At 36.7% G+C, this 15,817-nt stretch carries 10 protein-coding genes; 5 read left to right on the forward strand and 5 right to left on the reverse strand.

Features of this window, described 5'->3' with window-relative positions; all coding sequences use genetic code 11:
- Positions 1-378: 378 nt before the first annotated feature.
- Complete coding sequence (locus CLV33_RS02060; protein WP_170063954.1) at positions 379-4,866, reverse strand: RICIN domain-containing protein; 4,488 nt, start codon at positions 4,864-4,866, stop codon at positions 379-381.
- A 761-nt stretch (positions 4,867-5,627) separates the two neighbouring features.
- Here CLV33_RS02060 and CLV33_RS02065 point away from each other — a divergent pair.
- From CLV33_RS02065 to CLV33_RS02085, 5 genes are all read left to right on the forward strand, one after another.
- A complete protein-coding gene (locus tag CLV33_RS02065) occupies positions 5,628-6,488 on the forward strand; it encodes an AraC family transcriptional regulator (protein WP_105472502.1) in 861 nt (286 codons plus the stop codon).
- 224 nt (positions 6,489-6,712) lie between these two features.
- A complete protein-coding gene (locus CLV33_RS02070; RefSeq protein WP_105472503.1) occupies positions 6,713-7,489 on the forward strand; it encodes an SDR family NAD(P)-dependent oxidoreductase in 777 nt (258 codons plus the stop codon).
- Positions 7,490-7,491: 2 nt separating this feature from the next.
- Complete coding sequence (locus tag CLV33_RS02075) at positions 7,492-8,355, forward strand: fumarylacetoacetate hydrolase family protein (RefSeq protein WP_105472504.1); 864 nt, start codon at positions 7,492-7,494, stop codon at positions 8,353-8,355.
- Entirely contained in the window at positions 8,352-9,176 is an 825-nt protein-coding gene (locus CLV33_RS02080) for an amidohydrolase family protein (protein ID WP_105472505.1), read from the forward strand. Before CLV33_RS02075 ends, CLV33_RS02080 begins: the two co-directional genes overlap by 4 nt.
- Positions 9,177-9,289: 113 nt before the next feature.
- Positions 9,290-10,408, forward strand: coding sequence for a glycoside hydrolase family 88/105 protein (locus tag CLV33_RS02085; RefSeq protein WP_105472736.1), 1,119 nt, complete (start codon positions 9,290-9,292; stop codon positions 10,406-10,408).
- Between the two features lie 101 nt (positions 10,409-10,509).
- On the opposite strand, the gene CLV33_RS17825 is transcribed toward CLV33_RS02085, so the two are convergent.
- The 4 genes from CLV33_RS17825 to CLV33_RS02105 form a co-directional block, all read right to left on the reverse strand.
- Positions 10,510-11,361, reverse strand: coding sequence for a sulfatase-like hydrolase/transferase (locus CLV33_RS17825; protein ID WP_105472506.1), 852 nt, complete (start codon positions 11,359-11,361; stop codon positions 10,510-10,512).
- Positions 11,352-12,029: a sulfatase-like hydrolase/transferase gene (locus CLV33_RS17830; RefSeq protein WP_105472507.1), complete on the reverse strand. Its 678-nt coding sequence runs from the start codon at positions 12,027-12,029 to the stop codon at positions 11,352-11,354. The genes CLV33_RS17825 and CLV33_RS17830 overlap by 10 nt, the downstream gene beginning before the upstream one ends.
- A 112-nt stretch (positions 12,030-12,141) precedes the next feature.
- Positions 12,142-13,410, reverse strand: a complete 1,269-nt coding sequence (locus CLV33_RS02100; protein ID WP_146109701.1) for a TolB-like translocation protein — start codon at positions 13,408-13,410, stop codon at positions 12,142-12,144.
- Positions 13,411-13,805: 395 nt separating this feature from the next.
- Positions 13,806-15,803 (reverse strand): beta-galactosidase trimerization domain-containing protein, encoded by a 1,998-nt coding sequence (locus CLV33_RS02105; RefSeq protein WP_105472509.1) that lies wholly within the window; start codon positions 15,801-15,803, stop codon positions 13,806-13,808.
- Positions 15,804-15,817: the final 14 nt, after the last annotated feature.

The following is a 15,817-nucleotide window of genomic DNA, read 5'->3' on the forward strand; positions in this document are numbered from 1 at the left end:
TCTATCATATTAGCAGTATTTGCATTGTCAAAAATTCAATTCGAGGTTAATTCAAAGCCTACGTAAAACAGTAAGTATTGCTCACGATATCTATTCATTTCGAAATTACATACATAACAAATCCCTCATCTTACATACGCCAATAGCTAAAGCCGTAAAATTATGATATTAGCCCATAATCAAGTAGAATTATCTTGGCAGATAATTGACCTATTTTGTTTACAGTACTAGTTGGGCACCTAATTTTTTATGGTAATAATCATCTTAGATGTACCTTTTGATTTGTTTTTTAAAAAAAATATAATATAGAAAGCGTAATAAAAAAGAGGCTGTCTTAAAATGCAGCCTCTTTGATTTTAATATATATACCTTGGCCAACTATTCCACGACCAGTTTTTTTCTAAAAACAGCATTATCGGTTTGAGTCATAACCACATATAAACCTGAAGGTAATGCACTCACATCAATGCGAGTGTTTTTATCATTTTTTGAATAGGTTTTGTCTATCAAAATCTGACCATTTATATTAATGATTTTCACATCTAAAATTTTGGCATCTGTAAGTATTTCAAAATAATCATTTGCAGGATTAGGAAGAATCTTTAAATCCTTTCGATTTTTTTGTATCAAATCCGCATCTTCAATTCCTAAAATAGGGGTGCTTACAGAAGTTTCATTGCTGTAAACAGACTCATTTGCCAAACGATCTACGGAAACAACCACATAGTAATAAGTAGTTTCTGATTCGATATCGCTATCTACAAAATCCATGGACTCTACAATACTGTTATTAATTTTAACATAGGGCCCTCCTGAAACCGTAGATCTATAAACATGGTACCCTACCGTTTTTAAATCTGAGCTTTCCCAAGACATATTAACCGAACCATTATTATTACTAGCCGTTAAATTTTCAGGAATTTTGCTAGCATAAATTGATTTTTTTGCCCACTTCTGGCGGTCGAAATAATTTTGTTGAAACACACGTGTATTGGCACCGCTGAAAAAGCCGTCTGCATCCAACACTAATCCACTTAATTTATTTTTCAATGTAATTTTGCTCCAGCCTGATTTTTCCCACAACTGCGCATCAGTTCCATCAAAAGCTGCTTGAAATGCATTTGAATCGTCGACCAATCCAGTTGCAGTCAGGTAATATCCTGAAGACATATTTTGCAAGGTATAATACCCTCCTTTAGCATAGGCAATTTTCCATTGCCCCAATTCATTTGCTTCGGGTGTTTTTTTATTTACATTGGCGCCATCTGAATTATCTACCGCCGTTAAGTCATATAAGCCATCCTGCTCATTCGTCAAGGTCACTACTTCAAGTTCATTTAAGTCTTTAAATGTCCAGCGTTGTTTCGCAAAAAAGTTGATGGCCCCTATTTGCACATTGGCCCCACTAGTGAATCCATTACCCTCCAAAGCTTGATTACCATCTTTATTTCTAATGTAATAAGAACTGCCATCACCCGTATTGCTTAGTTTCCATAATTGGTTATCGGCACCTGTGTAAGCTTTTTGGATGGCATTATTATCTGAAGCCTTAGTTAGAAAGAAACCAGAGGATTCATTTTCAAATGAAATATAACCATTTGGCTCAGATTTGATAATCCAAGTTTGTCTGTTGTTACTTCCTGCAGTTCCTTTGTTTACATTACCTCCATCATTATCGTTTACAGCTTGTAAATCAAAATTACCTTGAAGATTGGTTATTTTCACAATTCTATAAAGTGTTTGAGCAGTTACTTCATCACTGTAAAGTGAATGCCCGAATTCATTATAAGCGCGTACACGGTATGTATATTCCGTTTCTGCATTAAGATCAGAATCAACAAAACCCGAAATATTGGTTCCCAAAACAGCTATTTCTTCAAACTCAGACGTTGCGGTTTTACGTTCTAATTTATAGGCTTCTTCATTTGTGGCGTTGTCGTCCCAAGTAATTTCTATCTTTTTGGTTGATAACACAATGGATGACAGATTCGTTGGTGTAAGGGGAACGTCTAAATCACATTGTGTACCAGTTGAATCTTCATTTGTTTGTTGTTCAGCATTGTTATCATCTACCCAAGTTATTTCAACGGTATCGGTAGGATTGACCGTTTCAGTAAAAAAATAAGAACTTCCTGGTGCTGCCGTGGTTTCTCCAGTTTCTCCCGTAGTATTTACAACCCAATTGACTTCTACCGGAAAAAAGTTAGGGTTGTTGATTTCCCATCTTCTTTCATAATTAGGGTATTTACTGCATGCCGATGATAATATAAGGCCCAACATGGGGTCTGGAGTTACCACACTACCCTCTTCAGAACTTACATAACCAGCGGCATTCCATGCTTTAACTAAATAAACATAAGTGGTGTTAGGCGTCAAATCTTTATCTATATATTCTGTTTGGTCATAACCTGTGACGCCGACTCTTGAAAACTCAGCTTCACCATCTATTTTTCTAAAAATCCTATATTTTAATTCATTAGTAGCATTGTCCGTCCATGTAATTTTAGCCGAAGAACTGCTCAAGGCCTCTACATTAATTAAAGCAGGCGCTTGCGCTATTTCATCCAGTGCTGCTGGCGTATCCAATTCACCATAACGAACCCCTGTGGTAACCTGACCTAAAAACACCCTGCCATAAACACTACGATCACCGGCAATGGTTCTTGGGTATCCTCCGGGTAAATTTGCTGGGGATATCAATTCCCAGTTGGCTCCCATATCAGTAGATCGATAAATGCCCCACTGGCCGCCTGATAATCCATAAACATAAGCCGTAGGATTTGATTGTCCGGGTTTATTTTTTCCCCAAGCTATTTGATTGGCCTTACTAAAATAATTGACTTTTGAAAATGATTCACCAAAGTCTGATGAGGCCCATAACCCATTTTCACTTAATGCAATCCATACGTTTCCTGATACATAAGGAGCTGCCGCCAATCGATAAGGATCGAAAGGGCTGCTTCCTGTCCATGCCGGAAGATCATCACTAGCTTGATCTATTTTTGCCCAAGTAGCCCCATGATCGGTACTTTTCCAAAACGTATTGTCAATATCATAATAGGCATAAAAAATATTTCCAGCTATTCTGTCAGCTGCGATAGGCATTGGGAAATCATATTCACTACAGCCATTGCATTGTCTGCGCACAAAACCTCCTGATGGCAAACCTACACAATCGTTCCAAGTAGCACCACCATCCATCGTGTACCGCGTTCCTTTGGCATCTGCTCCAGAAAAATATACAACATTCATAGGGTCTGTTGCAGAAACGGCCAATTTAGCACCACCCACATCCAAGTTTAAACCTTCATTTACACCTGGCGTACTGGCATCGTCATGAGGCCAAGAAATAAAATAATTTTCAGGAAACAATGCGGTTTCACCTGGTTGTGGTAATGCAGATATACCGTTATCTGATCGCAATATCCGGCCTTGATACTTTGGATTGAAGCCCCATGTTTTTGCTATGTACATAAAATGTGGCTGTTCTTCACAAAAATCAACACTCGTGGCATTAGGGCCAATAGTGGAGTATTTTGTAGTATATCCAGCCTCCAAATCATCGAATCTGAATCCTTCTACATCAGGATGTGCCGTGTATAAAGTCCCCATATTATATTCCTCTGAAGCTGGTGGACTTGAAAGATCAATGGTAATGGTATTTGCTAAACCTTTGTACATAGCCTCCACTTCAATGACGCTTGCCCATATGTTTTTACTTCGCCATACCATATAAATATCACTAAACCAAACGTCATCAGAAAATGGATCAAATTGGATATCTGAAATATTACTTGAGGTTGGTGATCTAAAATAATTGTAATTATCTGCAGGATTGTTCTGGACAATGCCTCCATTATCTGCACGCATTTCTTCCCAACTACCAGCAGTACCATTTTTTCTCCAAATCACATCTTTACTTCCAGATGTTCCAGTTTGAGTAACTAATACTTGAGAGCCACCAGAACTATTCCTAATATCAAATGACCTATAGTTTCCTCTTGGATTTGCTGGAGATATATTTTCCCAAACACCGCTTGCATAATTCGTTCCTACTCCAGGTATATAACGCCAAAAACCAGATTTGGTTGTCATATATAAAACACCGTCATAAGCCACCTTCATTCGGGTAGCTGTAAGTGGTGATCCAGGCATTAAATTATAGATAGCACCTCCATCTGTACTTAAAAAAACGCCTTGATCGCGGACATGAACATAAACGTATTGTGAATTACCCGTTCCTGGCATGGTAAAATTAGGATCAATAGCCAGACATCTAGTTCCTATTTGACTTGGATCGGCGGGAACACTAGCCACATTGACCCAAGTGTTTTTACCACCACCTGTTGTTGATCGATACAAACCATCTTTTGTAGTTCCCGCATATATATAATTTGAATTATTAGGGTCTACTAAAATAGGTTCGCCATTAGATCGGATTGAAGTATCAGCTGATGGTTTATAGTTTCCACTAGAATATACAGAAAGAACCAACTGCCAATCTTCACCTTTGTTTGTAGATTTCCAAACTCCAGAATCTTTACTACCAAAATCATCAGGACGTCCCATAAAAGCATAAATAACATTAGGGTCTGCTGGATCAAAAGCAAAACCATCAGAACCCCCTTGATCTTTACCAAACTCCGGTGAAAATTTATCTCCCAGATATTTCCAAGTATCTGTTCCCGGATCCAGTCTAAAGGGTGATGCTATATCTGTTCTTACATACACCAAACCTTGCTGTTGCGGGTGAAAAAGCAAGCCAGTCATGTAACCGCCGCCTCCACTATTTACACGACTCCAATTATAGGTATCGGTGGTTTGTTGACTAAAGAGCAAACTCTTTAAACCGATGAAAAAAAGCAAAAAAAATGTAAATTTTTTGATCATAATAAAAATATTTAGTTTGTTTTAATTGAATATGCAGGTCTTTTCACAATACCATTATAAACTCTGTGTCGTTAAAACAATAGTGAACAAGATCTATAAAACCCATCATTGAAAGCCTAAAATCAATTAGTTATAATTTAATTTTGACCAAATTATTATTTTACATTAGATATAAATAGCAGTATTTTACCAGAGATTTAACTTATTTTGCAGAAAATGGTAAAACCTAAAAATTATGCGTGTTTTTGATTCATATCTGTTTTGTAAAACATAAAAAAACCAAATCACATAAAATTAAATATGTGGTTTTATAGCTTACGACTCTTCTTTTACACAAGAAATATTCTGCTTTTTTTATGATTTACAATTGGGGATTGTGCACAATTCTATCTAAAAGAATGTTGAAATTCACAAGCAACAGGCAAACAATATAACGGGCAAGAATGACAAAATAACCATAGAAAAGTCTTAAAGAACATCTTTTTTTATTTCAATATTAGAATATTAGAAAAAAATCAGCGAAATCACTGCTCAAGAAGTTCAAAAACAACAATAGTTACTCATAATCATAACGTATAAGGTTACACGATTCTAATAGTACAAAGTTTTGTTTGGGATAGACAAATTGAGCAAAAAATAGCTTTTTTAGATTGATTTATAGCACTATTTTGTCATTTTTTAGTTTTATAAAATAAGTAAATGTATATTTAGTCTTGAATATAAGCCTATTTAATCATATGAAAACTTTAGTTGAAAAATGGACACCATCCAACGAGCAATCTTTTATAGTAAAGGAATATTCCATTACAAGAGAATATGGAGAAGAATCCGAAGTTCTTATGCGTAGGCATGATGAGTACGAAATAACTGTGATAATTGGTGGTAGTGGCAAACGCATTGTTGGCAACGTTATTGAAAATTTTTCAGAAGGAGATATTTTCATGTTAGGGCCTCTAGTTCCTCATAGCGTACAAGTTGATGAAGGACAAAAAGTGGAAGGGCTCACAGTACATTTTCTAGATTCTGCTTTTGGTAAAGGTTTTTTTGATTTACCGGAAAATCGCCAAATACTGCAACTTCTCAAAGACTCTCATTTTGGCGTCACTTATAAAGGAGTAGCCTATCGGAGCATTGTTGAAAAATTAAAAAAAATGATTGCTTTGAATTCTTTTGATAGAATGATTGAATTATTTCAATTACTATCCAGCATATCAAAGCTAAAAAACAGGCAACTAATTTCTAGCCAAGGTTTTACAAAAATAACCAAAAATAAAGATTATGTCTTGGTCAATAAAACCTTCGATTATATTATGACGCGGTTTGAGAAAGAGCCTATTCCATTGGAAGATATTTCTAAACATGTCAACATGTCCCCTTCAACGTTTTGTAGGTTTTTCAAGAAACATTTCCAAATGACCTACACGCATTTTATGAATGAGGTACGTATAGGACATGCCTGCAAACTTTTACAGGACACCAATAAAAACATAGCACAAATTGCGTATTCATCAGGGTACAACCACCTCACACACTTCAATAAGCAATTTAAAAGAATAATGGGCTATAGCCCAAAAGAGTATCGACGTGAGATAAATTAAAATTTTCCAACATTAAACGATATTGCCTATATACTTGTTCAAAAAACATATGTCACCATTTATTATCATTTAGGCCGTATCAAATTGGTCTTTTTATTTAACATTTTTAAAAAACACTGACAAAATAAACATAGAATATGATAGGATAGGCTGTGTTTAAAGTAAATATTTTTTGTCTTTTTGAATGGTTTAAAAACTACTTAATATCTATCAACAACAAATACATGAAATTTGATCTTAAAGGAAAACGAGCCATTGTAACCGGTGGTGGTAGCGGTATTGGCAGAGCCATTGCAACTACCTTGGCCATACAAGGCGCTGAAGTTCATATTTTGGATTTGAATTCCAATAGTTTGGATGAAACAATAAAAAACATCACCAAAAAAAAAGGTAAATGCTATTCCCATATTTGTGATGTTTCCAACCAAAATAATGTCAATGACATCATTTCGCAAATAAACAGCAAAAAACATATTGATATCCTCATCAATAATGCTGGCATTTCCCACATTGGAAACATTGAAAATACGAATGAAGCTGACTTTGATAAAATATACAATGTAAATATTAAAGGCATGTACAATTGTATGAAAGCCGCTATTCCAGAGATGAAAAAACAGGGAGGCCTTATTATAAACATGGCATCCATAGCAGCTTCTGTTGGCATTAACAATAGATTTGCTTACTCCATGTCCAAAGGCGCTGTTTTGACCATGACGTATTCTGTAGCTAAAGACTATCTTACACATAACATACGCTGCAACAGCATTTCTCCAGGAAGGGTACACACGCCTTTTGTTGATGGGTTTATAAAAGCCAATTATCCCGGAAAAGAGAAAGAAATGTTTGAAAAATTGGCAAAAACACAACCTATAGGAAGAATGGGAACGCCAGAAGAAATAGCAAATTTAGCTTTATACCTATGTTCAGACGAAGCTTCATTTATTACTGGCACAGACTTCCCGATTGATGGTGGATTTATAAAATTAAATGGAAATTAAATATGAAACTGATTAGATTTGGCGCAACAGGACATGAAAAACCGGGCGTGCAATTAGAAGATGGAACCCGATTGGACGTATCTTCATTTGGAACAGATTATAACGAAGCATTCTTCGGAAATAATGGTATTGAAAAACTTGGAGCTTGGTTAAAAGAAAACCAAAACAACTGTCCTAAAATTTCTGAAGACACACGTTTAGGAGTCCCTTTGACGCGCCCTTCAAAAATCGTATGTGTAGGATTAAATTACGCACAACACGCTGCCGAAGCAGGTATGGACATCCCAAAAGAGCCTGTATTGTTTTTCAAATCGACTACCGCATTGGTTGGCCCAAATGATGACGTCATCATTCCTAAAAACAGCGAAAAAACTGACTGGGAAGTAGAGTTGGCCATTGTCATTGGCAAAAAAGCCTCTTATGTTGAAGAAGCTGATGCCTTCAATCATATTGCAGGCTATGTATTGCATAACGATGTTAGTGAGCGTGCCTTTCAAATTGAAAAATCAGGACAATGGTGCAAAGGAAAAGGATGTGATACTTTCGCTCCTGTTGGCCCGTTTATTGCTACAACAGACGAAATTAAAGACCCAAATAATTTAAACCTATGGCTTAAATTAAATGGGAAAATGATGCAAAACAGCAGCACATCAGATTTTATTTTTAATGTACAACATGTGGTAAGCCACATCAGTCAATTTATGACGCTTTTACCCGGTGACATCATTTCAACAGGTACTCCGTTTGGAGTTGGCTTAGGCTTAACGCCACCTATGTACTTAAAAGAAGGCGATGTTATGGAACTTGGCATTGAAGGTTTAGGTGTTTCTAAACAGGTATGTAAAAACTACAAACCTAAGGTATGACCATTGATTCTCACCAACATTTTTGGAAATACGACGCCAAAACTTATCCATGGATTGATGGCACTAAAGAAATCCTTAAAAAAGATTTTTTACCAGATAATTTAAAGCCTGTTTTAAAAAAAAATGATATAGACGGTTGTATTGCCGTGCAAGCAAGTCATTCCATACACGAAACAGAATTTCTATTGTATCTAGCCGAAAATTACGATTTTATAAAAGGTGTTGTTGGATGGCTTGATTTACGATCTGAAACCATAGAAGACGATTTAAAAAACCTATCAAAAAACCCACACCTTAAAGGTATTAGACACATTGTTCAGGCTGAAGCAAAAGACTTTATGTTGTGTCCCGATTTTCAGTTTGGCATATCCAAATTACATCAATTTGGACTTACATATGATATATTGATAGACCATACACAACTTGAAGAAGCCATCCAAATGGTAGAACAATTCCCAGAGCAAAAGTTTGTGTTGGATCATATTGCAAAGCCAGAAATTTCAAAAGGAATTGATGAAAAATGGCGGACAAACATAGAAAATTTAGCGAAAAACCCCAATGTATATTGCAAAATATCTGGTATGGTAACAGAAACAAAAAACAACGATTGGAAACACGCCAATTTCAATCCTTTTATAGAAACCGTTGTTTCAGCATTTGGTTATGATAGAATCATGTATGGCTCTGATTGGCCTGTTAGTCTATTGGCCTGTTCCTATAAAGAGCAATTTACTATATTGGAAAACTATAGTAGTAATTTTTCTGCTGAAAACCGTGCTAAACTCATGGGTTTGAATGCCGTTAAATTCTATAATCTCTAACATAATTTTCTCCTTTTCAATTTTAAAAATTCAGCTAAAATAAGTAGCCGACTTAATTTGCTTTGTTAAAATATACCAAAGTTTTATCGGCAAGCATAAAAAACAAGAGTGAAATGAAATCAAAAACCAATATTTATATACCTCTAACCTTTTTTTTAATTACATTTTTGAACACTTTTGGACAAAAAGTTCTTGATAAAAAAAAGATAGAAATTGCCATGGTTAAAGCTATGGAATGGCAAGAGCAGCATCCCATATTCGAATCTTCACCTACTGACTGGACTAATGGCGCCTATTACACAGGTGTTACTCGTGCTCATATGGCAACAGGTAATCAACTTTTTTTGGCAGCATTAAAAAACATGGGGCATAATAATGATTGGCAAACATCAACTCGTTACTTCCATGCCGATGATTTAATAATTTCATATCCCTATTTATATTTACGCAATAAGTTATGGAAGGGTTTAGTGGACACAAAGCCAACAGAAACATTTATCCAAAAACACATTTTTGAACCCAACAAATGGCGAGATGGAACAGATCCAGATCCCGTAAAAAAAATACTCTGGTGGTGGTGCGATGCCTTATTTATGGCACCTCCCGTTTTAACCGTTTATGCCAAACAAAACGATGATATAAAGTACCTTGATGCAATGCATACGAATTACATGCAAACCTATAATTTGTTATATGATAAAGAGGCTCATCTATTTGCAAGGGACACTCGTTTTATACGGAATAATTCAGACAAAGATTTAAAAGAAAATAATGGTGAAAAAATCTTTTGGTCAAGAGGAAATGGATGGGTTATTGGTGGCTTAGCTCTTATTTTAGAAGATATGCCAAAAGATTATACCCGTAGGGCATTCTATGAAAACTTATTTATTGAAATGTCTCAAAAAATCATAGAAATTCAACCTAAAGATGGGTTATGGAGAACAAGCTTACTTTCACCAGAAACCTACAATCATGGAGAAGTAAGTGGTAGTGGGTTTTTCACTTTTGGACTAGCTTGGGGTATTAATAATGGTTTATTAGATAAAGAAACCTATGAACCAGTTGTATATAAGACGTGGGAAGCCATAGAAAAATGTCAACACAAAAATGGTATGGTTGGTTGGGTACAAAACATTGGTGCTAGTCCTAAACCTGCCTCATATGATAGCTGGCAAAATTTTGGAACAGGTGCTTTTTTAATGGCTGGAAGTGAAATATTAAAAATAGAATAAACTTGTATTTTCTTAACAGATTATAATTGAAAACCAAATTTAAAAATAAATTATGGTTGATTAATGGTGGAGTATTTATTTAAGATACGGTAAATCCATATTCACTCATCTACTTTTTCGACCTCGGCACGTATACGTTTTTTTTGCGCTTGAAAATAAGGCGCTTTCCCATAAGATGAGAATTTATGCCAAGGGGTATTCACTTTAGGCAACAATTTCCGTAAACTGTCCTTGATATTAGATCTTTCCGGTTTGTTGGCAAGGTTGTCAAATTCATTAGGGTCTTCTATTTCATCATACAACTCTTCTGATCCGTCCTCATACTGGGTATATCGGTAACTTCCAGAACGAATACTGTGATTACCCCAACCATAGGTGGTAATCGCATAGGAATTATTACTGGCTACATTACCTTTTATAATTGGAGCCAGATTCAAACCTTCATTTTCTTTATTTTCAGGAAGGCCGCACAAATCCAACATAGTTGGGTAAATAGATAGTAATTCTGTAGGAGCCTCTATTTTCTTGTTTTTTGGAATTCCTGGACCACTAAAAATTAAAGGTGATCTTGTTGCTTCTTCCCAGAGGCACTGTTTCGCAAATGTTCCTTTTTCTCCTATACGATATCCATGGTCTGACCATAATACAACAATGGTTTTCTCCGCATGAGGCCCGTTTTCCAAGGTTTCTAACACCACCCCTATTTGACTATCAACAAAACTTACACAGGCCAGATAGGCCTGCATTATTTTTTTCCAATTATTGGTTTTTAGGGCCCATTCGGTCGTAGGCATCATCGGTAAATGGTCTATGCTATCTTTCGCTATTCTAGGTATATCGTCCATATCTTCAGAAAGGTAAGGAGGTAGGACAATACTATCCAACGGATACATATCGAACCATTTTTGGGGTACATGCCAAGGTACATGAGGCTTTAAGAACCCTACCGCCATAAAAAGGGTTTCTTGGAATTATATGCTTCCAGCTGCTCTTTTACCCAATATGCCGCCTTGTAATCAGATACCAACGAATCTTGGTCGGGGAATGCCCCCCAATCCGTATTGGTCCTGGCAATTTTCTTATTATCGTCTGGGCGATATCCTGGCCAATTCATTCTATGTTTAGGTGCAGGACCAAAATCGTTATTCGGTTTCTCACCCACAAACCTTCCGGGACCTTTAAATATTCCTTTGGGAGCGAACGTATGGAACAGCTTCCCTACCCCTATGGTTTCGTATCCCTTATTCTTAAAGTACTCCGGCAAAAATGTGATTGATTGTGTCCGCTCGTTATCTATCCTTATCAAATCATCTTTGATCATCCCATAGATTCCTGTTGTAGAGGGGCGGAGACCGCTCATGATGGATGCCCTGGACGGTCCACACAGCGGTGCCTGACAGTGGGCATTGGTAAAAAAAGTGCCATTGGCCGCCAACGTATCCATGTGGGGTGTTATGGCATTGGGATCTCCCAAATAGCCAAGATACCCGTTCAGGTCGTCCACAGCTATCATCAAAACGTTCAACGGCTTTTCCCCTAATGCGGTATCAGGTTTCTTTTGTCTGTTATTACAGGAACATAAGATAACGCTACAAAACAATAAGATTTTTGAAACACTCATTTTATAACTCTTTTTTATAACTGTTCTGAGTTCACAAAACTACACTGCTCTCTAAGAAAATCGGACCATAGTTTCATAGGACAATTCCAGTTACTCTAATAGGCAATAACGATTAAAAAGTGAACCGGATAATATATGCTTGCCTACTACCACTATGGGCCGAATTGAATCCGATAATATCCCCATTTGGGCTCCAACGGCAATGAATGTCACAGCGCCACGGTCCTTTGAACTCCTCGGGTTCAGGAAACTTACCCAGTGGTAAAACCGCTTGGGTCTTCATATCCATTAAGTAAATTTTTTGCTCGTGCAGGGCATTTCCTCGAGGATAGGTATCGGTTATCATCCATTTTTGGTCTGGAGAAAAGGTACCGTGGCCATCATAATCTAAAAGTCCGTTTCCTAAACGTTTGTAATCCTGTTTACCAACGGTAAACATAACATGGGAATCTTGCTTAGCTTCGTATTTGCTGGTAATCATCAATTCATCATCATTCAACCAATCAAAATGGGAGCCGCCCCAACCATCGGGAAAACACCGTTGTAACCCACTACCGTCGCGGTTCACTGTAAATGCAGTGGTATTACGTCTGGGCCTTGCACGAGCCAGCCAAAAGATTTTACTGCCATCGCGACTAAAAAGGGTATGGTTGAAATATTCATTTCCATCCTCGGGGATTTCCGGTACTTGATCTTTCACATCTGCGATGGACACGATCAATTTCGCCTTACCGGTTTCCAAATCCACTAGGAAAATCCCATCATCTTCTGGAAAACGTACTTCTGACTGAACTTCTTGGCCTTCTCCTCCGTAACCGTAACCGGGCCGGGTAAGACGTAATCGGGAAAAGTTTATACTTACAGCCTCTTTACCATTGGGCGATACGGCACTGATGGGATAAGGAATTGTTTTAATTTCCCTTTTGGTATGAACGTTCATAATAATGGACACAAATTTCCCCTTCCTTAAGTCGTTATAAATAATCAGTGAATCCGGGGAAGAACCCAACCAATGGGCCATACATCCCTGTTGAAAATTCCAAGCACGCGTAGTGGTTAGCGGAATAAATTCCTGGGTATCCAAGTCGACCAGGCCCAGTGTGGCTGGTTCATCTTCGGTTGGTAAAGTATGCTTAATGTCCGTTTCCAATACCGTAGCATATTTTTGATTTGCACTGAAGGAATTGATACCATAATAACTGGCGTACAAATGTTCCTTGCCATTGTCCACTAATTGAATAGGCTCCGAAACTTCTGGAAAATGTACAGTGTTCCCAGCATTGTTTTCGATTTTCTCCACTTCTTGATCCTCTTTCGGATTTTTTCCGCAGGAAATACAAATAAGGAACAATAGCGTGAGATAATTAAATATATTCTTCATTTTATAGTTGTTTTATTTGATGGTTTAGGGTAGTCCTTCATAAGAAATGGATATATAATTTTCTTACCGGACTTGTCCAGCCCGAATTTCTTTCTGGCCACCGCAGGATTATTCTTAAAGTGATGTTCCGAATCCACACCCTATTCACGATTGAAAATAATTTAAGATACTTAGTGCTACTAAAATTCCTTGTCCCTCTGCCCTTATTATCTTTAAAACCTTTCTTTTCATATTTTAGGACGTTAAAATTCCATATAAGTTAATTATTATATTCGAGCTATGTTCGCTTAATAACAACGCATCGAAGTAGTTAAAGATACTCCTTTACGCTCCTACAAGCTACCGTTAATCATTCAAAAAACAGCACTATTTTGTGGAAGTTTCAGACGCTTTGTTTATTCCCAAATTAAAACCATGGTCTCTTCTGGGTTGATTTCAACGCTATCCGATTTCAAAATACCATTTTTATTACTGAAAATAATTTTAGGCTTTAGATTTTCATTGCCTGTTCTAATAGCCAAAGCCTGTTTTTCTTTGTTTTTATTAATGATAACAGTTACATATTGCTTGCCTTTCTTAAGCGTCTTCATTAGCACATCACTGTGATGCCCTTCAAATCTAAAATCCTTAGTAACATCACAAATATCCATAAGTAATGCTGAAAGCGGCTTACTGGTTTGGTTTCTGGCATAAGTTCCCAATAAGGTTGGAAGCCAAATGACCGTTCCTTTTTTATAATTTGAACGGATTGCCAAAACTTCATCTTGGTCTTTAGACAATATCGTGCTTTCCTTCTCTGGAGTGATTAAGCCTTTCCATTTTTCTCCCGATAATTTATGACTGAAAACGTTGAATGTTTTGGGTTCATCTAAATACTTAAATTCTGAAATTTCTCCACCATATAAATCTTTGAATGGAAAGCCAGACAGCATGGTATTGTGAAGATTTTCATCATAAAAAGCAGTCAGGCCTCCTATGATTAAAGTCCCCCCATTTTCTACATAATTCTTTAAAAGTGATGCGTAACGAGTTGGTATAGAAATTTGGTTTGCCAAAATAACAGTGGTTCCTGCATAATCTGATTTTGTAAAATCAAATTCTTCAAACGCTTTAATATTTGGAGAAATACCCATTTCGGAAAATGCTTGAAAATATCCTAATAAGTCTTTCATTTCTGTTTTTCTGCCATCATCAACTGCTGGCAAACCTTCAGTTAGAACATTCTCAGCCCATATAGATTCCCTTACATACAGCAAATTGACACCTGTTTCTGCTTTTCTGATATTTTGAAATGTATCTGCATTCCTATCTATACACTTACTTACTTCTTTAATAGCAAATACTCTATCTGTTGGTTTATTCTGAAAATCAATCAATGCCCATTCTCCTGCTTCTATACCCGAGGCTCTTGCGTTGAGCGACCAAAAAATACTTCCTACACCTTCTGTACCTATTACCGTCCAGAGCCACTGTGTTATTTCCTCTTCCGTTGGACACATAGGATTATAAGCACTAAACGTATTGTTGCCCCCCTGTAACTCGGTCATTATCCATGGTAAATCACCTGAACCTGAAAGGATAATCTCGCTATTAGCCGACATAGCCAAAGCATACTCATCTCTAGAAAACTGACCGAAATGCCAACTGGCGTGTGCAGAGCCTCCTAAACTTGTTAAAAAAGTTCTCCAATATGGAAAATCGTATTCTTGTGCATTTGAAAAAATAGCATGGTTATTAACATGTAGTGCCACATTTTTATCTGTTTTCCTGACTTCTTTTGCTATCCAATTGAGCATCCACGAAGTCATATAACGCTTAAAACGATAGTCTTGCAAATCGGCTAAAACGGGATAGCCATTAGGCAAATATTCCTTTTGAGGGTTATCTTTATTCCATTGGGTTCGCATTTGTCGTGAAAAATCATTGTCTTTTAATCCGCCACCAGGCTCATTAATCAATACCCAAGCATAAAGCGATTTAAATTGGCCAAAATGTGATACCATCTTTTGAATGTAAACACTAAACTGCTCTAATTGCTTTTGGTCTTTCGGGAATTTCCAGCCTCCTATGTCTGTTTTTTCTGTTAATGGAAAAAAAGTAGCGTATACTTTTACTTCATATTTCTCTGCCAATTTAAATGCCCTATCAAACAAACTAAAATCCCAACTTCCGTCTGGCTTATGCATATAAGATTCAAACATACGGATTCTACAAATCTTCATGCCGTTTTCTTTTAAAACCCTGAACCATTCCTCGGTTTCTTGTTCGGTTTGCCCTGGTTCGATGAACACTTGAGCTCCAAATTGATGTAAATTATTTTCTTGAGCTTCTGATTTTAAAATGATTAAAAAACAGCTTAGTAACAATAAGAATGTTAAATTATTTTTATTCATAATTCTAATAAATT

Origin of the sequence: Jejuia pallidilutea (assembly GCF_002973595.1) — a bacterium.
Taxonomy (GTDB): domain Bacteria; phylum Bacteroidota; class Bacteroidia; order Flavobacteriales; family Flavobacteriaceae; genus Jejuia; species Jejuia pallidilutea.